The 20,866-nt window shown below is 71.0% G+C and carries 18 protein-coding genes and 2 pseudogenes; 8 read left to right on the top strand and 12 right to left on the bottom strand.

Annotated elements, in window-relative coordinates; all coding sequences use genetic code 11:
• Nucleotides 1-111: 111 nt before the first annotated feature.
• From ACFV0O_RS32665 to ACFV0O_RS32655, 3 genes are all read right to left on the bottom strand, one after another.
• Nucleotides 112-798, bottom strand: a complete 687-nt coding sequence (locus ACFV0O_RS32665; protein ID WP_380347381.1) for a hypothetical protein — start codon at nucleotides 796-798, stop codon at nucleotides 112-114.
• A 156-nt stretch (nucleotides 799-954) separates the two neighbouring features.
• Nucleotides 955-1,470, bottom strand: a complete 516-nt coding sequence (locus ACFV0O_RS32660) for a hypothetical protein (protein WP_380347380.1) — start codon at nucleotides 1,468-1,470, stop codon at nucleotides 955-957.
• A gap of 440 nt (nucleotides 1,471-1,910) precedes the next feature.
• Entirely contained in the window at nucleotides 1,911-5,036 is a 3,126-nt protein-coding gene (locus ACFV0O_RS32655; RefSeq protein ID WP_380347379.1) for an ATP-binding protein, read from the bottom strand.
• Between the two features lie 449 nt (nucleotides 5,037-5,485).
• Here ACFV0O_RS32655 and ACFV0O_RS32650 point away from each other — a divergent pair, with 449 nt between their 5' ends.
• The 3 genes from ACFV0O_RS32650 to ACFV0O_RS32640 all read left to right on the top strand — a co-directional run bounded on the left by ACFV0O_RS32650 (nucleotide 5,486) and on the right by ACFV0O_RS32640 (nucleotide 9,042).
• Nucleotides 5,486-6,076, top strand: coding sequence for a hypothetical protein (locus tag ACFV0O_RS32650; RefSeq protein ID WP_380347378.1), 591 nt, complete (start codon nucleotides 5,486-5,488; stop codon nucleotides 6,074-6,076).
• Between the two features lie 633 nt (nucleotides 6,077-6,709).
• A complete protein-coding gene (locus ACFV0O_RS32645) occupies nucleotides 6,710-8,317 on the top strand; it encodes an ISL3 family transposase (RefSeq protein WP_380347387.1) in 1,608 nt (535 codons plus the stop codon).
• 407 nt (nucleotides 8,318-8,724) lie between these two features.
• Nucleotides 8,725-9,042 (top strand): hypothetical protein, encoded by a 318-nt coding sequence (locus ACFV0O_RS32640; protein WP_380347377.1) that lies wholly within the window; start codon nucleotides 8,725-8,727, stop codon nucleotides 9,040-9,042.
• Between the two features lie 23 nt (nucleotides 9,043-9,065).
• Here ACFV0O_RS32640 and ACFV0O_RS32635 read toward each other — a convergent pair.
• The 6 genes and pseudogenes from ACFV0O_RS32635 to ACFV0O_RS32610 form a co-directional block, all read right to left on the bottom strand.
• Nucleotides 9,066-9,329 (bottom strand): annotated as a pseudogene (locus tag ACFV0O_RS32635) (ATP-binding protein); the annotation flags it as partial.
• 127 nt (nucleotides 9,330-9,456) lie between these two features.
• On the bottom strand, nucleotides 9,457-9,984 hold the full coding sequence (locus ACFV0O_RS32630) for a hypothetical protein (protein WP_380347376.1): 528 nt from the start codon (nucleotides 9,982-9,984) through the stop codon (nucleotides 9,457-9,459).
• A 47-nt stretch (nucleotides 9,985-10,031) separates the two neighbouring features.
• The gene (locus ACFV0O_RS32625; protein ID WP_380347375.1) at nucleotides 10,032-10,289 is read right to left on the bottom strand and encodes a tyrosine-type recombinase/integrase; all 258 of its coding nucleotides are present in this window, start codon (nucleotides 10,287-10,289) and stop codon (nucleotides 10,032-10,034) included.
• A gap of 135 nt (nucleotides 10,290-10,424) precedes the next feature.
• Nucleotides 10,425-10,799: pseudogene (locus ACFV0O_RS32620) on the bottom strand (Imm21 family immunity protein); the annotation flags it as partial.
• A 602-nt stretch (nucleotides 10,800-11,401) separates the two neighbouring features.
• Nucleotides 11,402-11,854: a hypothetical protein gene (locus ACFV0O_RS32615; protein WP_380347374.1), complete on the bottom strand. Its 453-nt coding sequence runs from the start codon at nucleotides 11,852-11,854 to the stop codon at nucleotides 11,402-11,404.
• A 51-nt stretch (nucleotides 11,855-11,905) separates the two neighbouring features.
• On the bottom strand, nucleotides 11,906-12,367 hold the full coding sequence (locus ACFV0O_RS32610) for a hypothetical protein (RefSeq protein WP_380347373.1): 462 nt from the start codon (nucleotides 12,365-12,367) through the stop codon (nucleotides 11,906-11,908).
• Between the two features lie 540 nt (nucleotides 12,368-12,907).
• Here ACFV0O_RS32610 and ACFV0O_RS32605 point away from each other — a divergent pair.
• Nucleotides 12,908-13,240, top strand: a complete 333-nt coding sequence (locus ACFV0O_RS32605; RefSeq protein ID WP_380347372.1) for a hypothetical protein — start codon at nucleotides 12,908-12,910, stop codon at nucleotides 13,238-13,240.
• A 24-nt stretch (nucleotides 13,241-13,264) separates the two neighbouring features.
• On the opposite strand, the gene ACFV0O_RS32600 is transcribed toward ACFV0O_RS32605, so the two are convergent.
• Nucleotides 13,265-14,593, bottom strand: a complete 1,329-nt coding sequence (locus tag ACFV0O_RS32600) for a BTAD domain-containing putative transcriptional regulator (protein WP_380347371.1) — start codon at nucleotides 14,591-14,593, stop codon at nucleotides 13,265-13,267.
• Nucleotides 14,594-14,746: 153 nt separating this feature from the next.
• Between ACFV0O_RS32600 and ACFV0O_RS32595 the strand changes: the two genes are divergently transcribed.
• Nucleotides 14,747-15,409 carry an SGNH/GDSL hydrolase family protein gene (locus ACFV0O_RS32595; protein WP_380347370.1) on the top strand — a complete coding sequence of 221 codons (663 nt, stop codon included), beginning with the start codon at nucleotides 14,747-14,749 and terminating at the stop codon, nucleotides 15,407-15,409.
• Here the strand turns inward: ACFV0O_RS32595 and ACFV0O_RS32590 are convergent.
• Both ACFV0O_RS32590 and ACFV0O_RS32585 read right to left on the bottom strand, forming a co-directional pair.
• Entirely contained in the window at nucleotides 15,367-15,624 is a 258-nt protein-coding gene (locus tag ACFV0O_RS32590; RefSeq protein WP_380347369.1) for a hypothetical protein, read from the bottom strand. The genes ACFV0O_RS32595 and ACFV0O_RS32590 overlap by 43 nt on opposite strands.
• A 251-nt stretch (nucleotides 15,625-15,875) precedes the next feature.
• On the bottom strand, nucleotides 15,876-16,031 hold the full coding sequence (locus ACFV0O_RS32585; RefSeq protein WP_380347368.1) for a hypothetical protein: 156 nt from the start codon (nucleotides 16,029-16,031) through the stop codon (nucleotides 15,876-15,878).
• 1,606 nt (nucleotides 16,032-17,637) lie between these two features.
• Here ACFV0O_RS32585 and ACFV0O_RS32580 point away from each other — a divergent pair.
• Genes ACFV0O_RS32580 through ACFV0O_RS32570 form a run of 3 tightly spaced genes read left to right on the top strand, consistent with a single transcriptional unit; the run spans nucleotide 17,638 to nucleotide 20,788 of the window.
• Nucleotides 17,638-18,741 (top strand): bifunctional DNA primase/polymerase, encoded by a 1,104-nt coding sequence (locus tag ACFV0O_RS32580; RefSeq protein WP_380347367.1) that lies wholly within the window; start codon nucleotides 17,638-17,640, stop codon nucleotides 18,739-18,741.
• Nucleotides 18,738-20,387: a phage/plasmid primase, P4 family gene (locus ACFV0O_RS32575; RefSeq protein ID WP_380347366.1), complete on the top strand. Its 1,650-nt coding sequence runs from the start codon at nucleotides 18,738-18,740 to the stop codon at nucleotides 20,385-20,387. The genes ACFV0O_RS32580 and ACFV0O_RS32575 overlap by 4 nt, the downstream gene beginning before the upstream one ends.
• Nucleotides 20,384-20,788, top strand: coding sequence for a DUF6009 family protein (locus ACFV0O_RS32570; RefSeq protein WP_360262464.1), 405 nt, complete (start codon nucleotides 20,384-20,386; stop codon nucleotides 20,786-20,788). Before ACFV0O_RS32575 ends, ACFV0O_RS32570 begins: the two co-directional genes overlap by 4 nt.
• The last annotated feature ends 78 nt before the right edge of the window (nucleotides 20,789-20,866 follow it).

Genomic DNA, 20,866 nt, shown 5'->3' with positions numbered 1-20,866 from the left:
CCCCACCGCTTCGTGGGGGGGGGCGGGGCGGCGGGGCGGGCTTCTGGGGGGGGGTGGGGGGGGGGTCGTGGGGGTGCGGCCGCCGCCCCCCCCCCACGTCAGAAGGCCCGGTCAGTGGACCTCGACCTCGACGGCCGTACGGATCTCCAGGGCGCGTCGGGCGAGGTCGTCCAGGCGGGTCACGCCCTTCTCGTCGATGACGCCGCCGACCGTCATTCCGTCCGCCCAGATGCAGATCGTCCGGGATGCGGTCGGAGCCGTCAGGACCGCGCAGTCGAGCGCGCCGCCGAGCGGGCCGGCCGGGTAGTCCTTGCGGCCGGTCACGGTCTCATTGATCCGGCTGGACACGTCGGCCCCCCAGATCCCGCCGAACTGCCGGTCCAACTCCCCGCGGGCGTCCGGGAAGCTGCCGGTCATCCCGGCCACCAGGAGGGTGCTCCGGCCCGATCCGGCGGGGCCGTAGCCCGCCACCGACACGTCCCGGTAGCGGCTCAACGCCGTCAGGTTCTTCTGCAGGTGGCCGCGTTCGGCCAGGACCACCTCGTCGTCCGGCATCCGTTCGTGGTCGCCGATCCGGTCCGCGAGGACGATCCGGTGCGGGGGCGGGGCTCCGGCACCGGTCACGGCGGCCACGGTCAGGGCGGTGACCAGGGCGACGACCACCCCGCCCCCGATCCAGGCCCTGCGGGGCACCGTGCGGTACCAGGGCAGCGGGGCCACCGGCTCCAGGGTGTTGGCCCAGATCGCCTGGAGGCCGCTGAGCTTCTCGGGCGGCTGCTCGGTTTCCATTCCCACCATGTCATCTCATTCATGCAAACAAACGTTCAACGGACTGCCGGATGGTACGTCAGCACTCGAATGATGTGCAGCGCATTCCGGGCCCGACGGACGTTCACCACCTCCGCCGCCCCGCCGATCGCCACCGGACGAGCGGACGCCACCGGACGCCACCGGTCAGCCGGTCCCCCAGCCGGTCCCCGACCCGTGCACGGCCTGCTCCCAGAGGTCCAGCCCCGCGCGGAGGAGTTCGCGCACGGCCGCGGTCTCCTCAGCCGTCCACGCGCCCTCGCCGGCGGCCGGTTCGAGCGCTTCACCGCCGAAGACCTTCTCGTAGGCGCTGTCGTGAACCGTTCCCTGCACCGGAAGGGGCGGGCCGTCGCTCAGGCTGCGGGACAGGTCCTCGAAGAAGTTCCACGCTTCCAGCAGCAACCCCGCCGAAGCCGAGCCGAGGTCCGGGTGCTCGACCCACCGCCGTACGACGCCCAGGTCGAGCGTGCCCTCGCCCTCCTGGAGGAGCCTCCAGCCGTTGCGGTCACAGTGTTCCTGCAGCGGCGTGTACTCGTGGAACGCGAGAAGCCTGCCGCGTTCGTCGACGGCGAACTCATCGGAGGCATCGCCCTCTCCGGGCCGCCAGATCAGCGTCAGGTCCCCTCTCCTGGTCACGATGCGGTAGGGAAAGTGGTCAGCCACGCGGGTCTCCCTGGTGCCTGGCGGCACGTGCCGCCTCGGTCATCCTGCCCGCTCGTGCCCGCCGCGTGGTGCCGTCGGATCCGGTGCAACGGTGGGGTGCCGGGCCTACGGGTCCGGAAGCCGCCCGGACCCGGGACAGCGGAGGAAAGGGGCGGCACCTCCGGTCGGGTCCGTCCCCTGCGCGGACCCGACCGGCGGCCCCCGAGGGGGCGTGGGTGGGACAGGGACGCGTCGACCGGGCTCTGATCGTGTGCGCCTGTCCTGTGCCGTGGGGGTCGAGCTTAGGGAGACGCGTCTTACCGATCGCTTACCGGTCGCTTTCTGGCCCTTCCGGTGCCTTCCGCTCCCTTCCGGTCACCTCTGCTCGGACGGTCGTCGCCAGGCGTGCGGTGAGTGAGGGCCGAGCAAGCCGAGCGGACCCGGCCCCGGGTGGAGCGCCGTCAGGTGCCGTACGGCGGGGTGTCGCCGGGGCCGGTGGCCGGGGTGTCGCTCAGTTCACGGGCCTCGGCGACCACGCGGCCCGCCGACTCGGGCAGCCCGGCGGCGTCGTAGGCCCGGCCGAGCGCCCGGAGCGCCCTCGCGAGGAAGGAGCGCCAGCCACGGGCGCGCCACACCAGGACCGACTCTTCGAGGTACGCGACGGCCGAGGCGTGGTCGCCCGCCGCGAGGTCCAGTTCGCCGAGGATGCCGAGGGCCTGGGCGAGGTGGTGTCCCAGGTCGAAGCGCCGGGCGATGGCGAGTGCGGCCTCCGCGGTGTCGCGGGCGCGGCCGTCGCCGCTGGCCGCGTACAGGGTGGCCAGGTAGAGCAGGGAGAACGCTTCCACGTAGCGGTCGTCGAGGGAGCGGGCCATGGCGAGCGAGCGGGTGAGCAGTTCGTCGCCCCGCTCGACCTGGCCGGCCCGGCCATGGGCGGCGCCCAGGAACTGGATGGCGGTCGCCTCGAAGCGGGTGTTGCCGATCAGCCGGGCCAGGCGCAACGTTTCGGTCAGGTGGTCGATGGTGCGGTCGAGGTCGGTCTCGCCGTACGCGATGGCGATGATCTGGTGCGCCCGGGCCTGGCCGCCCGGGTGGTCGTGGACGGTGGCGAGGTCCAGGGCGCGGCGGGCCTCGTCCAGGGCTTCCTGCTCGCGGCCTTGGGCCACCAGGCTCCACGCGGCCAGGACGAGCGCATCGGCGGTCCCGCGCGGCTCCCCCACCTGTTCGAACAGGCGTTGAAGGTGTCGTGCGCGGTCCCCCAGGGAGACCATCGTCTGGGTGCCGTCGGCCAGGTCGACAGTCGGGTGGGAGCCGTCGGCCGGGGTGGTCCAGGTCGTCACCTCGATGAGGCCCCGGGTGAGCACGGCCGTGCCCAGGTCGTCGCCGGCCGCCCGGCAGGCCTGGAGGGCGGCCAGGTGCGTGGTGCGCCAGTCGTCGTACAGGCCGCGCACGTCGCAGTACTTCTCCTGGCAGGCGGCGAGGTCCCAGGCCAGCGGCACCATGCGCAGCGCGGCGGCCTGCCGGGCGCTCGCGTTCAGCGCCGGCTGCTCGGCGTCGAACCAGGCCATCGGGTCGTCCAGCAGCGCGGCGGTGACGGCGGACGGCAACGGGTGGCGCGGGGCGGAGCCGTGGATCGGCGCGAAGCAGGGCCCGGGCACCTGGTCGGCCGCCTGTTCGGCCAGCCGGAGCCAGGCGCCGAAGGCCCGTTCGAGCGCGGCGGTGCGCTCGGCCGGCTCGTCGGCGGCCTCGGCGTGCTCGCGCGCGTACAGCCGGACGAGGTCGTGGAAGCGGTAGCGCAGGTGCGGCTCCGTTCCGTTCTCCTGCAGGAGCTGGGCGTCGATGAGCTCCTCCAGCTGCCGTTCCGCCTGCTCCACCGGGACGCCCGCCATCGCCGCCGCGACCCACGGGGCGAAGTCGGGCGCGTCGAGCAGGCCGAGCAGCCGGAACGTGCGGCGGGTCGGCTCCGACAGCCGGGCGTAGCCGACGGCGAAGCCCGCCCGCACGGCCAGGTTCCCGGCCTCCAGTTCGTCGAGGCGCCGCCGTTCGTCGCGCAGCAGGTGGGCGAGCCGGGCCAGGGTCCAGCGCGGCCGGGCCGCGAGGCGGGCCCCGGCAATGCGGACTGCCAGCGGCATGCCGCCGCACAGCTCGACGATCTGGGCGGCGGCCACCGGCTCGGCGGCGACGCGGTGCTCCCCGAGGATGCGGCACAGCAGTGTCTGCGCCTGGGGGGCGTCGAGTTCGTGGAGGTCGATGAGGCGGGTGCCGGGAAGGGCGGTGAGCGCGGCACGGCTGGTGACCAGGACGGCCGGGCGGGGAACGTCGGGGCGGGGAACGTCGGAGTGGGAAGCGGCGGGGCGGGAAGCCGCAGAGTGGGGTCCCTCGGCCGGGCAACTGGTCGAAGGCGCCGGTGTGCCCGGGAGCAGCGGCCCGATCTGGCGCTCGTCGGCGGCGTTGTCGAGCAGGACGAGCGTGCGGCGGCCCGCGAGCAGGGTGCGGTACAGGGCCGAGCGTTCGTCCAGCGAGGCCGGGATCTCCCGGGGGTCGGCGCCGAGGGCCCGCAGGAAGGCGGCCAGCACCCGGGCCGGGTCGGCGGGCGACTCGTCCGCCCCGCGCAGGTCCGCGTACAGCCGGCCGTCCGGGTAGTCGGCGGCGGCGCGGTGCGCGGCGTGGACGGCCAGCGCCGTCTTGCCGATGCCGCCCATGCCGGCGACGACCGGCACCCGGCCGGCCGCCAGGACGTCCAGGACCAGCCGCACCTGCTCCTCACGACCGGTGAAATCCGTGACGTCACGCGGGAGTTGGGAGGGCACTCGGGTCCGCCCCGGGTCCGGGCGGGCACCCTCGCGGTCATGGGCCAGCAGTGTCAGGAAGACACTCTGCACCTGCTCGCCCGGCTCGATCCCCAGCTCCTCGGCCAGCCGCCGGCGCAGCGACTGGAAGCGGCGCAGCGCCTCGGCGGCCCGGCCGTCCGCCGCGAGGAGTTGCAGCAGGACGGCGTGTACGGGCTCGTCGAACGGGTGGTCCTCGGCGAGCGCCGTCAGGGCGTGAACGGCGGTCCGGGCCGCGCCAACGGTCCCGCCCGCCCCGGCAGGCCCGGCTCCGGCCACGCCACCGGCCAGGGCGGCCCCGGCCAGGGTGAGGGCCGTGGCACGCACCGCGCCCTCCACCGAGGCCACCAGCGGATCCGCACGGTTCACCCGCTCCAGCCCCGCCAGCACCGGGCCCCGCCGCAATGCGACCGCCGCCGCCGGGTCCCCGTCGGCGGCGAGCCTGCGGAACCGTCCGAGGTCCACCGTGTCCGGCCCAGTCACCAGCCGGTACCCCTGCGCGTCGGACTCCAGCGCCACCGCCGCGTCCCCGAACCGCCCGAGCCAGGTGCGCAGCCGCGACATCCCGGTGTGCACGGCGCCCCGGCCGACCCGCTCCGACTGTTCCGCCCACACGAGGTCCAGCAGCCGCCCCACGGGCAGCCGTTCCCCCTCCGCCAGCAGCAGGGCCCCCAACAGCCCCCGCAACACCGTGGCCCTCGGCAGCACCTGCGGCTCGCCGTCCACGGCGACCGTCAGGGGACCCAGCAGCCCGAACGTCATCCTCATCCGCTTCAGCCCCCAGAAGTCACGACGGCGCCGAGGCCCGGCCGCACCGCCCGGCCGCACCGCCCGACGGGGCGGCGGCCGCCGGCCGCGGCACGACCACGACCACGACACTAGTACGGGCACCGAGCACCGGTGTCCACCGGGCCCGCGCACTGCCCGGTGCGGCTCCGTCCCGTCCCGGGCACCGAAGCACCGGGCTGCCGTGGTCACCGAAGGGCCCGGACAAGCGGGCGCCGATGTGGTACCCAGGTGAACGCGCATGATCACTCCATGCGGACAGGCTGGACCGAAGGGGGACATCGGTGAGCGCGCCGACCACACCAGAACGATCGTCAGATCAGACGTCGGAGCGACCGTCAGATCAAACGTCCGAGCAACCGTCGGAGCGCCCCGCACCGGCGGCCGTCGTTCCCCCGCAACCGTCGAGGCCTCCCGGAGCCCCGGTGCCGCACCACCCCGGCACGCCCCGGTTCGACCTCCAGGGCTGGGGGACGATGATCACCGCGCTCGTGGGCGTCGCCACCCTCGGCGCGGGCTTCGCCGGAGGCTTCTTCACCCAGTCCCAGGTCAGTGGCTCGGATGCCCGACCGCAGCCGGCGGTGACCGTCACCGTCCCCGGCCCCACGGTGACCGTGCCCGGTCCCACCGTCACCCTGCCCGCGGCCGGCGGCCCGGCGGTCTCCCCCTCCCTGAACACGCTGCCGACCGGCGTGGCGGCCGGCAGTCCGCCCCCGACGGCTGTACGTGTACTGACCGCAGCCCCCGACGGCGGCCGCGGCGGGACGAGGACGGTGCTCACGGGCAAGGGCTTCCCGCCGAACGAGATCGTCCGGGTCTCGTTCATCGTCAAGGGCGACCTGGGTGAGGACTACCGGGTCCGCGACCTGCGCGACACCCTGACGGACGGCGCCGGTGCGTTCTCCGTCGAGGTGGTGATCCCGTCCGACCTGAACGGCGACGCGAACCTGAACAGCTACCTGAGGGCCCGGACGTCCACGACGAAGACCGAGACGATCTTCGACCTGACCGTCTGACCGGGCCAGGTGGCCGCGTGGCCGCGTGGCCGAGTGCCCGACGGAGCCTGTGCCCCACCGGGTCCTGCCCACCGGTCCGCACATCGGCCCCGTGCGGCACCGCCGCAGCAGCCGGAGCGACGGGGAACTCACGAGTGCGGACCCCAGCATCGATCCACCGTCGAGCCGCGAGGTGCTCGACGTGGTCCGGCCGCCGACCGCGCCGACCGCCCCGGGGGAGACGGACGCCACGGGCACCGATCCAACGGTCTGGTCCGACGAGGCAGGCGCCTCCGGACCCGAGCGAGAACCGCTGAGCAGGTTTCTGCCGCAGTTCACCCTCCACAAGGCGGCCCTGACCGCCCCGCACACGGCGGACGACGGGAGCACGCCCCGGCATTCGCTGGCCGGGGCGCAGAGTTTGCTGCAGCGCGTGCCGCTCGGCCCGTGCCCGGCTCCGGTCTCCGGGACCGGGTTCCTCGTCGGGCCCCGGCCTGGTCGCGATCGTCGGGCGCAGTCCGGAAGGCGAGGACGCCGCCGAGGTCCGGGCTGGCTGCGTAGGTCATATCGGGTTCTGGCTCAACTTCCGGGCTCTGTCGCTGATTGAGGGGTCTGTGCCGACCAGGAACGGGTGGCGGGCATGACCTGGGCGTGATGGATGCGGCGGGTGTGGCTGACCTTCTCTTCCCTGCGATCGGCGTGGAGGTCGAGGAGATGGTTCTCGGGGATGACGAGGTTCGTCTCGCCTTGCGGTCGGCGGCTGTGTCGGCCGCCTGTCCCGGGTGTGGGCGGAGATCGTCGCGGTTGCACTGCTACTACAGGCGGCGTCTTGCGGACCGTCCGATAGCCGGCCGACGGGTGCGCCTGGAGCTGAGGGCGCGTCGTCTCGTGTGTGGGAACGACCAGTGCAGGCGACGGACGTTCGTCGAGCAGATCCAGGATCTGACGTCCCGGCACGCGCGCCGTACGACCGCCCTCACCACCCAGCTCACAGACATCGCGCTGTTCCTGGGCGGACGGGCCGGAGCCCGGCTTGCAGGCCGTCTTGCCGTGACCACTGGGCGGGACACCCTGCTCCGTCTCATCCGTGCGCTACCCGTCCCGTCGTCGGGACTCGTCCCGCGTCTGGGCGTGGACGAGTTCGCCGTTCGCCGTGGTCGCACCTACGCGACAGTCCTCGTGGACATGGACACCCACCGGCCGGTCGACGTGCTCGCCGACCGGACCGCGAACACCTTCGCCGCCTGGCTGCGCAACCATCCCGAGGTGCGGACGATCTGCCGCGACCGCGCCGGCTCATTCCGCGACGTCGCCAGCGCAGGTGCACCACAGGCCCAGCAGGTGGCTGACGCCTGGCACCTGCTGCACAACCTCGCCGAGGCAGTCGAGCGCGTCGTCGGCCGCCACCGCGCCGACCTGCGCGAACCCCTCACCGTGAGAGAAGACCAGGATGACGCGCTCCGTTCCGCAGCCGCCAGCTCGAACGAGCTGGACGTCCACGGCAGGCCACGTCCGTTGGTCGCCCGAACTCGCGAGCGCCACCAGCAGATCCACGAACGCATCGAACGCGGCGACAGCCTGCGTGCCATCGCCCGCGAACTCCACCTCAGTCGCGGCACCGTCCTACGCTTCGCCAGAGCCGCCAATGTCGAGCAGCTCCTCATCGCCGCGACCCACCGCCCCAGCGTGATCGACGACTACCGGCGCTACTTGCATCACCGGTGGATGGAGGGCTGCACCAACCCCGCAGCGCTCACCAGGGAGATCCAGCAACTGGGCTACCGCGGTGACGTCAACACTGTTCAGCGCCATCTGCGGCCCTACCGAACCGGAGCGGTCCCCCTGGAGGCCCCCCTGCCCCACCTGACCGTCCGCCGCGTCACCGACTGGATCATGCGCCGGCCCGAACGGCTCGACGACACCGAACGCAAGTGCCTTGAGGAGCTGTGCGAACGCAGCCCCGCACTGGCCACGACCACCGAGTACGCCCGGCGCCTGGCCACCATGGTGCGCGAACGCCGCAGCGAGCACCTGGCCCTCGACGTCTGGCTCGCCGACGTCCGCCTCGACGGCCAACCAGAGTTCCGCACCCTGGCGGGCGGGATCCGCCGTGACCGCGCAGCCGTTCTAGCGGCCCTGACCACGACGCTCACCTCGGGAGCGGTCGAGGGCAACGTGACCAGGATCAAGCTGCTGAAGAGGCAGATGTACGGACGGGCCAACTTCGACCTCCTGCGACGCCGCATCCTCCTGTCACCATGATCGACCAGCACAGACCCCTCAATCAGCGACAGAGCCCGGAAAGTGAGCAAGAACCTGATACCGGGTTCTGGCACAACTTTTGTGGTCGCGGCCGCCGATGCCAGACACACCAGAACCTCGGCAGTGGAAACCAGCAGGTCAGGGAGCACCCCGAGGTGGCTCCGAGCGCGCACCTTGCAGCTCCACAGAAGTTGAGCCAGAACCTGATATCGGAGAGCACTTGTCGGTGGGTTCCGAGAGCGGACGATGACCTGGGGCCGGGAAAATGTTGTCGAGATCTAGCAGCACCGGCGTGTCGGCAGGCAGGTCTCCTGGTCGTGGCCGAGGAAGCAGATCGAACGGTCATCCCGACGGCTCCGCGGGAGTTCTCTCCCGCGGAGCTTGGTCTGTGAGGCATGATCTCGAACATGAGCGAACCGGAACGGGACCTGCTCTCACGGTTGTGGGAAGAGCACATGCGCGCACCATTCCCACCACACATTCGCGGTCGGGAGATCGAAGGCGAAGACATGGTCTTGCTGGACGCGGACATCGCTGGCTGTGTCTCCTCGTCGCTGTCAGGACACCTTGATGAGAAGCGCCGCAAAATCCTTCTCACCTGCCTCGCGGCCGTTGAGAAGGTCCTGCCGTCGATCGATGATGAGGGCGGCGCGATCGAGTACTACAAGCGCCTGCGGGACATGGCCGCGTTGGCAGTCGAACACGGAAGCGCCAACACCCGGTAGCGTCGAGCGGTGCGGGCGGTGGATCAGCCGACGGCTTGCTGTTCGGCGCGGGCGCGGGTGCTGGCGAGTCGGTAGGAGTCGGTGCCGGTCTCGATGATGTTGCCGCCAAAGGTGAGGCGATCGACGATGGCCGCGCAGAGACGGGGGTCGGTGAAGGTCTTGGTCCAACCACTGAACGACTCGCTGGAGGCGATGGCGACGCTGTTCTTCTCCTCCCGCTCTGTCAGGACCTGGAACAGCAACTCGGCGCCTCTGCGGTCGAGTTCCATGTAGCCGAGTTCGTCGATCTATGCGGATATCGGCATAGATCGACCTATGCCGAGACCGCGACTATGCCGAGAAGGATGTGGGCGAGCATGATCGCGGGCAGCGTTGACGGCTGTTCTGCTCGGCATAGTCGACGGCGGGGAGGGGCTATCCGGCCCAGGGGTTCGGTCCCTGCTTGAGGACGGCGAGCGCGCGCGGCTGGTCGGTGGGCCAGAGGTCGATCTGGTAGAGAAAGTGATCGCCGGGGCCGCCGTTGGTGTCGACGGCTGGTGGGTCAGAGGGGATGTAAGAGACCCTGGCTCGCAACAGCCCTGCGGGGACGGTCATGCTTGGCCCGTCCTCCGGGTGGACTCCTGGGCTGGAGACGGCGAGTTGGCCAGTCGGGGCCGCCAGGTCCACCTCCACGATGTGCTCAGCCGTCGGCTCGACCATGGGCGCGAACGCGTGGACAGTAATCAGCGATTCGACCATGTCGTCCCGCGCGGTGCCGACGGAGATCGAGTGCGGTTCCACCCCGACGCGGTGAATGTGGACTGCTTCCTCGGTCCAGCCGGCTGGCGGGAGGTTCGGGTCCGTTGCGTGTTCAGCCATCCACGCGTCATAGGGCTCAAGATCTTGGACATAGAACTGCCCGTGATCGGCATCGATCAGGAACTTCAACGAATCATCAGCCACCGCCGCAGGCTATCGAAGCGGACTGTCACTGCCAGCTCGGCTCACGATCACAGGCGGTCGAGGAACGCGAGGACCTTGTCGGTGGGCTGGTAGCGGCCGCGGCGGGCGGTGACTGGTGCGGTCAGGGAGAGTGCCTTCTCTTTGATGGTCATGTCGGCGTGGACGTAGGCGTCGGTGGAGCGGACGCCGGCGTGGCCGAGCCAGAGCGCGATCACTGTGGTGTCGACACCGGCCTGGAGCAGGGACATTGCGCAACAATGCCTTGTGTCCGCAGAGGCCGTGTGCGGATGAGTGCGTGTCGTCATTGAGCTGGCGGGGTTCGGCGACTGTGTTTTGCGACCCTGGCATCGGAGCGTGTTGCATTGCAACAGCGCGGGCGTGCTGCAGACCACACTCACGGGTGGCGTCGGGCCTCGTCCAGCGCATCCCCGAGGCAGGGCTCAGATTCGTGTGAGTCGCACGAGGATGAGGTATTCGCCGGGCGTCTCGATGTAGCCGGCTTCGATGGCGTACTCGCCCGTCGCGAGGTCGACGTGTAGGTGCTCCTCGTCCTTGATCTCGGTGGAGTCGTAAACCGAGTCGAACAGAATGACCGGCTCCGCAACGCTCCAAACGGGCCCGGGTTCCCAGTCGACCTTCGGTAGGAGTCCGGCGACCAGGTCCGGCAGCTCTGCTTCGTCGTCGCCAGCGACCTCACGGACCAGAACGTTGAGCTCGGGGAGGAATGTCGTCCGCGCCGGCATGTCCCCGAGGACCAGGGCCTGCAAATCGCCAACATCGATCAGCCCGACGTAGCCCTCGACCTCGCAGGCTCGTCCGTAATCGCCTCGTCATCGGGGTAGTTGCGTGGTGCCCCACCCCACTGCGTGCAGGCTGACTCGGCGACCAGGATCAACGGCCCGCCAGCCGAAGTCACCCAGGTGAGGCCCATTGGGGGTCTCCGATCAATGTTGTAGGGGGAGGGCAGCCGGTCTCAGAGTGGAGCGCGCGCTGTGCCAGTCAGCCTGCGGCTTTGCTCTCGCGGTTCGCGAGGAACTCGTCGAGAAGTTGGAAGAGCACCTCGATCGCGAGGGCTTCGTTCTCGTGCGGCAGGTCCCAAGGTTTGTCCCAGCCGTCGGGCAGGGCAATGTGCAGGACCTGGCCCGGCCATGCGTGGTTGCAGTCTCGTCCGCGCCGGGCAACTAGCCATTCGCGCCAACCCTCCAGTCCTGGCGATCCGTGTCGAGCCGAGCTCTGGTCGTATCCGATGAGGAACGCGGTCAGCGCGTGGAAGGAGGGCGACCGACGAACATCCCAGGCCGCTTGCCGACGTTGGAGAAGTACTCGCGTTCGCTCATCTCGATGAGGCTGGTCATGAGTCCGTTCTCTCGCGTGATCGGGGTCGCGGTCCCGCGAGCCTGGCGGGGCAGCGACGGGGTCAGGGACAGATCCAGCAGTAGAGGCGGGCATCTCGCGTGACCGCTCGGCCGGCGAGCCCGGACAGTTGTTCCAGGAAGCTGGCGAGATTCTCTGGATCAGCCGGGTAGTAGAAGACGCCCTCGGTGCTCGACCAACTGGAGGCGATGTCGCGCAAAGACGTGGCTTCGCAGGTCGCAAGCGCATCTCGGAAGGCATCCGTCAGCGACACCACCACCAGTTCGCAGTCCCCCAGTATCCCGATGAGGCCGCCGTGTCGGGGGTCGGACCGGACATCGGCGGCAGACCGTCCTGTCATGAGCGCCTCTGCGGGCGTCAGCTCTACCACTGGATCGATGCCCTTGATCACCAGTTGGTCATAGCCGGTCCCGCTGGGCTCACCGTCGTCTCGGACGACGGCTCGAACAGCGTCGTCGTCATCAGCGGCGGCGAAGTAGCCGTAGAGAACACCCATGGGCAGATCATCGCATCCGCTGCTGACGGCGCCGAAGGTCGGGACGGCTGCCTAACTGCAGGATCCGATCATTGTGGTTCGGGCTGTTGGGAGGCGTGTCACGCCGCTGACCGTCGCTGCCGACCTGCGGAGGTGCAGGATCTCTTCGTGCTGGGCGGCGAGCCGGGCCAGGGCCTGAGTGCGGAACTCGCCGAGCTCTTCGTTGGCCTTCTCAGCAGTGGCCAGCCGCTTTTTGAGAGCGGAGACCTCGGCTTTGAGTCGGGCGATCTGAGCCTCGCGCGGATCGGGGATCTCCCCGGCCTGATGCAGGGCCTCCAGGCGTCGCTCGAACTCTTCGCGGAGCTGAGCGTAGGAGCGGGCGCCGTAGAAGGCGGTGCGGTCGACGGCCGATTCCCGGGCGAGGGTCTTGATGTCGCACTTGCCGCCGGGCGGGAGTTCACCGCGAAGGAGCCGGTCCATGGCGGCCCGGATGCGGTTCTCATTCTCGGTCCGCTGGCCTGCGGTAGTCCTCATGCGGGCTCCTCGCTTATGGCTGTGGCGGCGGCATCGATCTCGGCGACGACGCGGAGGGCTCGGTCGTAGTCGGCCCGGAGCCGGGTCTGTTCGGTCTTGCGGGTGGTGCCGAGCTGACCGAGGAAGGTCTCGGTGCGTTCGGCGTGCTCGGCCCAGACGGGACGGTGGCACCGTGCGCATGGTGCCCGGCGCGGAAGCGGGTTCGGCCATGAGGTCTCCTCCAGGGTTAATCGGAACGCGTTCCGTTTATCTCCGGCATGGACTACCCCCAGGACCGACTCAAATGGAACGTGATCCGCTTGGACATGGCCAGCGAACCATCCCCCGCAGCCCACTAGCGGTTGCGCGCCAACGCCGCGCGCAACCGCGAGACCGTGCTCCCGGCGGCCACCCGCGCCTTCGCCACCTCCGACACCGAGCCATCGATGCGCGGCGGGCGTTGGCGTCGCCACCCTCTTCCGCCACTTCCCGACCCGGGAAGCGCTCGTCGACGCCGTCTATCAGGACCAGGTCGTCCGACTGACGGCCGGGGCAAGCGAGTTGCTCGCCAGCCACCCGCCCGCGCAGGCGCTGCGCCTGTGGATGGACCTGTTCGCGGAATGGCAGGCCGCCAAGCACGGCATGACCGGCACCCTGCTCGCCATGATCGATTCCGGCGAAATCTCCCTCGCTCACACTCGACAGGAGCTCCTGTCGGCCATCACCACGATCCTCGACGCCGGCGCCAGCGCTGGGGACATCCGCGCCGATGCTCACGCCGACGACGTCTCCGCCAGCATCCTCGGTATGCTCGCCGTCGCCGCCAAGTCCGGAGAACCCGCCCAGGCCCGACGCCTGCTCGACCTGCTCATGGACGGCCTCAGACCGCGCTGAGGTGGCGCCAGGCGCCCCACCGCCTCAAGTGGTCCATTTGCCGGTCGGCTCACCTGTCGGTTCACCAGCCGGGCCGGCGGCCGGGCCACCGGTGGGCCCTCCGGCCAGGCCACCGGACAGGCCACCGACCGGGGTGCCGACCGGGGTGCCGCGCAGCCGCGCGGAGGCCTCGAACAGCGCCGGGCCGCGCAGCCCGATCGTGGCCAGCAGCGCGGCACCGACCTCGGTGGGCTCGGTGACGGAGGCGAGGTCGATCAGCCAGACGCCGTCGCGGTACGCGTGTCGCCGGAGGCGTGCCGCCTCGACCGCCAGGCGCGTCTTGCCGGCACCACCGGGACCCGTCACGGTCACCAGGCGACCGGAGTCGAGCAGTGTGCCGATCCTGGCGAGGTCGTCGTCACGGCCGATGAGTCCGGTGAGCGGCGCGGGCAGATTGCCGCGCCCGGCCCGTGTGGCCCCGGCCGTGGCGGGAGCCTCGGCAGGAGCAGGGACGATGGCGGTGGCAGTGGCAGTGGCAGTGACTGGAGGCGCGGGGGCGGAAGCGAAAGCGGGAACGCGCAGCGGGCGTAGGTGACGTTCACTCAGGGCGGTGCCCGGGTCCGCGCCGAGGACGTCGGCCAGGTGCCCGCGGACCCGCTCGTACAGGGCGAGGGCCTCCCCCTGGCGTCCTTGGGCGGCGAGCGCGTCCATGAGCAGAGCAGCGGCGCGCTCGTGGACGGGGTGTTCGGCGAGCAGTGCGGCCAGCCGGGCGGCAGCCGCTTCCGCGCGACCCAGCGCGAGTTCGGCGTCGGCGAGATCGGCGACGGCCTCCGTCGAGGCCCGGGCCAGCCGGACCGCGACCGCGGGCACCACCGCGGCGACGACCACGGGCTCGGTGCCGGGACGGTCACCCCAGAGCGCCACCGCCTCGCCGAGCAGGGCAGCCGCCGCAGCCGGGTCACCTGTATCTGCACCGACACCTCCACCGGCACCGACACCTCCACCGGCACCGGCGCGGAGACGGTCACGGCCCTCGGCGGCGAGCCGCTCGAACCGCAGCACGTCCACGTCGGCCGGTTCCACGGCCAGCCGGTAGCCGCCCGTAGGACGTGCGTCGACGCTCGCCGGGCCGAGGGTTCGGCGCAGCCGGGAGACGAGTGCCTGGAGGGCGTGGGCCGGGTCGGCCGGAAGGTCTTCGGGCTCGGCCCAGATCGCGTCGACGAGGCCGCTCCGCTCGACCTCGCGTCCGCCGGCCAGGGCGAGCCGTACGACCAGGGCCCGTAACCGGGCACCCGGTACGGGCAGGGTGGTCCCGCCCCGACACACCCTGAAGTCGTCGAGCAGCGTGACCCGAAGCCGCCCCTCCCCGTTCATCCCCGGATCCTCGCACGCGCCCGGCCGGCTCCTCACATCAGGTCCGTGGCCGCCCGTCCCCGTGTCAACGCCGTGTGCGCCCCGTGTGAGAGGCCTGCCGCAGGCTCGGTGTTCCCGGCGGGATCCCCCGCCCCCGAAGCCCGAGGAGCACACATGCCGATCACCCTCCGCCCGGGAAGCACCGTGATGTTCACCGGCGACTCGATCACCGACTGCCGACGGCTGGAGAGCGAGGACGGCCTCGGCTTCGGCTACCCGCTGCGCATCGCCGGCGAGTGGGGCCTCCGGCACCCGGAGCGGCCCGTGACCTGGCTGAACACCGGAATCGCCGGCCACAAGGTGATGGACCTGGAAGCCCGGTGGCAGGCCGACGTGCTCGACGCGCGCCCGGACGTGGTGTCGATCCTCGTCGGCGTCAACGACATGGGCTGGCACACCCTCGCCCCGGACGGCCACGTGATCCCCGCACGGGACTACGCGGCGGGCTACCGCCGACTGCTCGCGCCACTGGCCGAGGCGGGTACGGAGCTGATCCTCGTCGAGCCGTTCCTCCTCCCGGTCAGTGGCACCGTCGAGGCCGGTCACGCCCTCGTCGACGACGAGGTCCGGAAGGCGTGGCGGTCCGACCTGGACCCGAAGATCCAGGCCGTCCGCGACCTCGCGAAGGAGTACGGCGCGCACCTGCTCGCCGCGGACGTCATGTTCGCCGAACTCGCCGCGGCAACCGGGCCGGAGTACTGGGCGGCGGACGGCGTGCACCCGACGCCGGCCGGTCACGCCGCCCTCGCGGAGGCCTGGCTGCGCCTGGTCGCATGACACGGCGGCGCGCAGGCCCCCGCCGGACAACCGGACGGCAGGACGACCAGGCAGGCTGCCGGCCACTCGGGCGGCATGACCTCGGACAGTTTCCCGGTGTCATCGGTGAAGTCCAGGCCGCGGGGGCACAGCGGGTGGTCGGTCCGGCCGTTGTCGGGTTCGGCGGGATCGTCGCCATAGGCCAGGCGGTGGCCGACCGGGTTCTCGACGGACATGAAGTCCAGCGTCAGTGAGTCGTTGACCTGCACAGGGGCGACCCGGCCCCACCGTCCTCCACAGCCGGAGACGGAGAACTCGATTTTCCGCGGAAAATCCCACGTCACCGCCCCACTCCGTCCGCCCCCACTGTCCCCACGCCCAGCACCGCCTCCGACCCCGCGCCCCTGCCGGACCACCTGCGCGAACGCCGGCCCGGGTGCGGGCACGGGCGCGAGTGCAGGCGCATTACCGCCCCTGACCGGACGGGTCAGGCGGTGATGCGGCCGAGGCGCCGGGCCATCTGGTCCACGGTGTCGGTGGGGGGCCAGGGGAAGTCGGGCAGGTCGGAGCGGAGGGTGACCTGGCCGTGACGCTCATCGATGCTGCGGCCACCCAGCCAGGTCGGAGTACGACTCGGGGTCATGGCGGGTGAGATCGTCCCACTCCTAGCCTGTCGCCCACTGATACGCCCGCCGGGGCACCCGGAGCCCCCACCCGGCCTCGAAGGTCGTGGCCGTGAACAGGACGAAGGGCGACGCTTCGTCGAGCACGCCCTGTCCAGAACCCGTCCCAGGTCATCACCAACGCAGCATCGCATGCACCACTGACATCGACCGGTGCTCCGGAGCTCCAGCAGGCTCCGACTCACGGGTCGCTGTCGGTGATGTACGGGTACCTGCCGGGAGCTCCACCGCCTCCCCACGGCGGCAGCTCCCCTCCCTGCCCGGGGATCACGGCCGTCACCGCGTCGCCCTCCTGTGCGGCCACCGGCCATCGAGCCCGGGAGCCGGGACAGCTCCCGGGGCCGATCACCCGTCGTCAGCACCACATCCAGCGCGACGCCCATCCGCAAGGTCCTTACCACCAAGGAAAGCACTGCCGTCGCCCCGGTCGGTCGGGGGAGGCGATCCGTGCCCGCAGGATCCGCGAACACAACGACCGGGGCCGCGAAAAGTCACGCCTGTCCCGGGAAGGGTTCGGTCGCTGCCGCCAGGCAGCGACCGGGGGTCAGCTACCGAAGGGCAGCGACCGAAGCGGAGGGGACCGGTCCCTCGCGTTCGGTCGCTGGGTTCTGCTCAGCGGCGGAAGGGTCTCGTCCCCGGTATTCAGGCCTGTCACCTGCGGTGGAGCCTGCCGACAGGGACGGACGCTCTCCGGCGTGGGCAGTGGCGAAGCAATCCTGGAGGAGAGTCGCTTCGGTCGCTGTCGGCGTCAGATCTCCTACGGGGGGACACTCCCGGCGGCCAGCGGATGGTTCGTCTCAGCACGGTGGCCCGGCCCTCACCCGGTTCTCCCTGGCACTCGCCCGGGGCAACGCACGAGCCCGGGGAGCTACTGAAGCGACCGAAGCGACTCAAGGAAGGAACTCCTCGGTCCTGCTCGTGCACCGGTAGGGGCGGACGTCCCTCCTGCCGGGGGGCACCACCCCGCACCGGTCCGGCAGCTACCGAGCTACCCGAGCTACTGAAGCGACTCAAGCGACCGAAATCCGGACCTTCAGGCTGTCCTGACACGCGCGACACGCCGAGCGACCGGGCGAGAGAGACTCGGTCGCTACGGTCGCTGGGCTTCAGTCGCTGGACAAAATCCCAGGTCAGAGGCTGTATGCCCACCCCCGTAGCGACCGAAGCGACTCAAGGTTGGGTATATGAAGACATTCCCGTGTGCGTGTGCGCGTTATAGACCCGGGCTACAGTCGCTTCAGTCGCTGTTTGGTGGGAAAAACGGTTTTGACCTGCGGAAACGTCAGCGGACCGAAAACAGCGACCGAAGTGACTCGGTCGCTCCCCCAGGGTTGGGTCGCTCAGTTTCCCGGTGAGGGACGCCACTCCGGGTGCGTACGTGCTCGCTCGGATAGTCTGTGTGAGCTATCTTCTGGACTTCAGTCGCTTCAGTCGCTGATCCGGCGCTCACCAGTGCCCTGACCTGGCTTTTTGCCCTCAGCTACTGAACGAGCGACTCAAGCCGGATCAGCTACCGAGCGACTGAAGCAGCTGAAGCAGCTACTGAACCAAGGGGGAGGGACCAGCGTGACGGCGCCGCAGGCCGTGGGGAGCGACCGAACGGGCCGCCAGCCGGACGCGCTGGCTGTCGCTCGCTGGTGTGCCCACCAGGGTTGGCCGGTCCATCCCCTGGCTCCCGGGCGCAAGACACCGCCCGCGAACTGCCAGGCCTGTCAGGACTCCCCGCACTCCCCCGGTGAGTGCGCCTGTCCCGGCTTCGGTCGCTGGTGCCACGGCTTCCACGCCGCCACCCTCGACCAGGACGTCATCACCGCGTGGTGGCGGACCAACCCCGACTTCGGCACCGGCGTCGCCTGCGGGCCAGCAGGCCTGGTCGTCATCGACGTCGACAGTCACGCCGGCACCGTCCCCGCCAGGGACCGGATCCTGCCCGGCATCCCGATCCACGAACACGTCGACCTCGAAGGCCTGGAGGACGGCTACCATACGCTCGCCCTGCTCGCAGCGCTCCGTAGCTCCCCCGATCCTGCAGAGGACACCTCCACACTGCGCGTCCGTACCCCCTCCGGCGGCCTGCACATCTGGTACCGGGACGACGACCACCGCCGCTTCACCTGCTCCAGCGGCTCCTCCACCGGACGGGCGCTGGCCTGGCAGGTCGACGTCCGTGCCCACGGTGGTTACATCGTGGCCCCCGGCACCACCACGAGCGCGGGCACCTACACCGCGCTCCCCGGTGCCTGGGCACCCGCCCCGCTCCCCCGGTGGCTCGGCGAGGAACTGGTCCGCACCGGACACCTCAAGGACAAGCCGGAGTCCCAGCCGACCGTCCCGGCTCCCGTGCCGGACCGCGCCCGGCAGGCCGTCGTGGCCGCGGGTGGCGGCAAACGTGGAGCCGAACGGGTCCTGGAGACCGTCCTCCAGGACGTGACCGACTGCGCAACGACGCCGGAGGGCGCCGGCTTCACCGGCAAGCTCAACCGTGCCGCCTACACCGTCGGGGGCCTGGTCTCCGCCGGGCACCTGACCCACACCGCCGCCGAGCAGCTGCTCCTCGATGCCGCTCGCACTGCCCGTCCTGCCCAGGACCGGCACAGCTCCGCCGTCATCCGTTCCGGCCTCGCCGCCGGCGCCCGGCAGCCCCTGCACATCGGGAAGGCCCGCGGATGACCGACAGCACCCGCAAGAGGACGGTCTTCGACCCCGTGGCCGCAGCCCAGCAGATCCTGGAGTACCCGCCGGTTCCCGGTCCCGCGCAGGCCCCCTGGCACGGCGCCGCCGTCCAGGACAGCCTCCTGGACGAACCCGCCGAGGTCTCGCAGGCCCCTGCCCACCCCGCGCAACCCGCGCAGCCCTTCCCCACCGCGTCCACGCAGAGCGCACCAGCGCCCAAAGCCGCCAAGGCCTCGGCCGGTCCGCAGGCCAGTTCCCACGGCCTGCTGCCCGACTCCCTCTCCGACCGGGGCAACGCCAAGCTCTTCGTCCACCTCTACGGGCGCGACTACCGCCACGTCCCCGGCATCGGCTGGTACCGCTGGTCCACCCACCGCTGGCAGCTCGACGAGGACGACACCGTGCTGTGGGCAGCGGGCGAGATGGCCGAGAGCGTGGCCACCCACGACCCGCGCGGTGTCTACACGAACACCGACCTGCGCCGGCACCGCCGCCGCGCCCTGTCCACCTCCGGCATGAACGCCATGCTCGCCCAGGCCAAGTCCGCCCCCGGCATGGTCCTCAACGCCGCCCTCCTCGACGCCGACGCCTACGCCCTCTGCACCCCCGGCGGAGTCGTGGACCTGCGCACCGGCGCCATCGTCCCGCCCGACCCGAAGGTCCACCACCACTCCCGCTCGACCACCCTCGCCCCCGCCCGGATGCCCACCCCGCGCTGGAACCGCTTCCTCACCGACACCTTCGGCGACGACAAGGAAGGCCGCCAGACCCGCGACTTCCTCCACCTGCTGCTCGGCTACTCCATCAGCGGTGACGTCGGCGCCCAGGTCATGCCCTTCCTCTACGGCCAGGGCAAGAACGGCAAGTCCGTCCTCCTCGACGTCATGATCCAGTTGCTCGGGGACTACGCCGACGCGGCCCCGCCCGGCTTCCTCATGGCCAAGACCTTCGACGGCCACCCCACCGACCTCGCCGAACTCCACGGCCGCCGCATCATCGTGTGCTCCGAGCTCAAGCCCGGCGACCGGTTCGACGAGGCCCGGGTCAAGCTGCTCACCGGCGGCGACAAGATCAAGGCCCGCCGGATGCGCCAGGACTTCTTCTCCTTCGAGCCCACCCACAAGCTCTGGCTGCTCGGCAACCACCGCCCCGAGGTCGGCACCGGCGGCTTCGCCTTCTGGCGCCGCATGCGCCTGATCCCGTTCGAACGGGTCGTCCCCGAGGAACGCAAGATCGACAACCTGGCCCACGTCCTCGTCGCCGAGGAGGGCCCCGGTATCCTCGCCTGGCTCATCGACGGCGCCCGCCGCTACTTCGCCGGGGAGAAGGACCTCGCCGGCCCCCAGCGCGTCCAGGTCGCCACCACCGCCTACGCGGAGACCGAGGACCACGTCGGCCGCTTCCTCAAGGAGGCATGCGTCACAGGCGAGGGCATGCGGGCCGAACAATCCCAGCTCTTCGGCGCCTACACCCGCTGGTGCGGCTTCGAAGGAGCCAATCCCGTATCCGGACGTGCCTTCGCCGCACGAGTTCGCGAGACACTGGGTATGACCTCTCCCAAGGAGATGGTCCTGTCCAACAGCCGCAAGTACTACCCGGGCATCGGCCTGATCACCGACGACACAGAGGAGCAGAACGCGTGAGCGCGCTGATCGACCCGGCCGAGCTCGCCCACGAAACCGACCTCGTCTGGCTGGAGGACACCGCCGAGCTGGACTACGTCCGCCAGTCACTGGACCGCCTCACCACCCGCCGCGGCCGCCCCGCCTACCACCGCGACGGCCGGATGGTCGGCTACGCGATCCTCGGCCCCGACGCCAAGTCCTCCCGTGCCTCCGGCACCTTCCGTCGGCGCGTCTTCTGGCTGCTCCCCCACGACCGGGACCAGGACCCGAACGGCCTGTACTCCACCGGCGCCCCCTCGGAGGCCGTCGACCCGCGCACCGTCGCCCCCGGGGTCAAGGGCTACAAGACCGAGCGCTCCGAGGGCGGCCCGGCCTCGCCGGCGATGCTGGAGCTGGGGATAACGCTTCCGAAGGCCTGAGGCCTTCGGCCGCAGGCCGAGGCCCAGCCCCCCGGGTCGTGGGGGCGGGGCGGTGTCTTATAAACAAAAGACGCGGCC

The organism is Kitasatospora sp. NPDC059577 (genome assembly GCF_042735475.1).
Lineage (GTDB): Bacteria > Actinomycetota > Actinomycetes > Streptomycetales > Streptomycetaceae > Kitasatospora.
The sequence above is the reverse complement of the archived record's forward strand: the minus strand, read 5'-3'. Positions and strand labels throughout refer to the sequence as shown.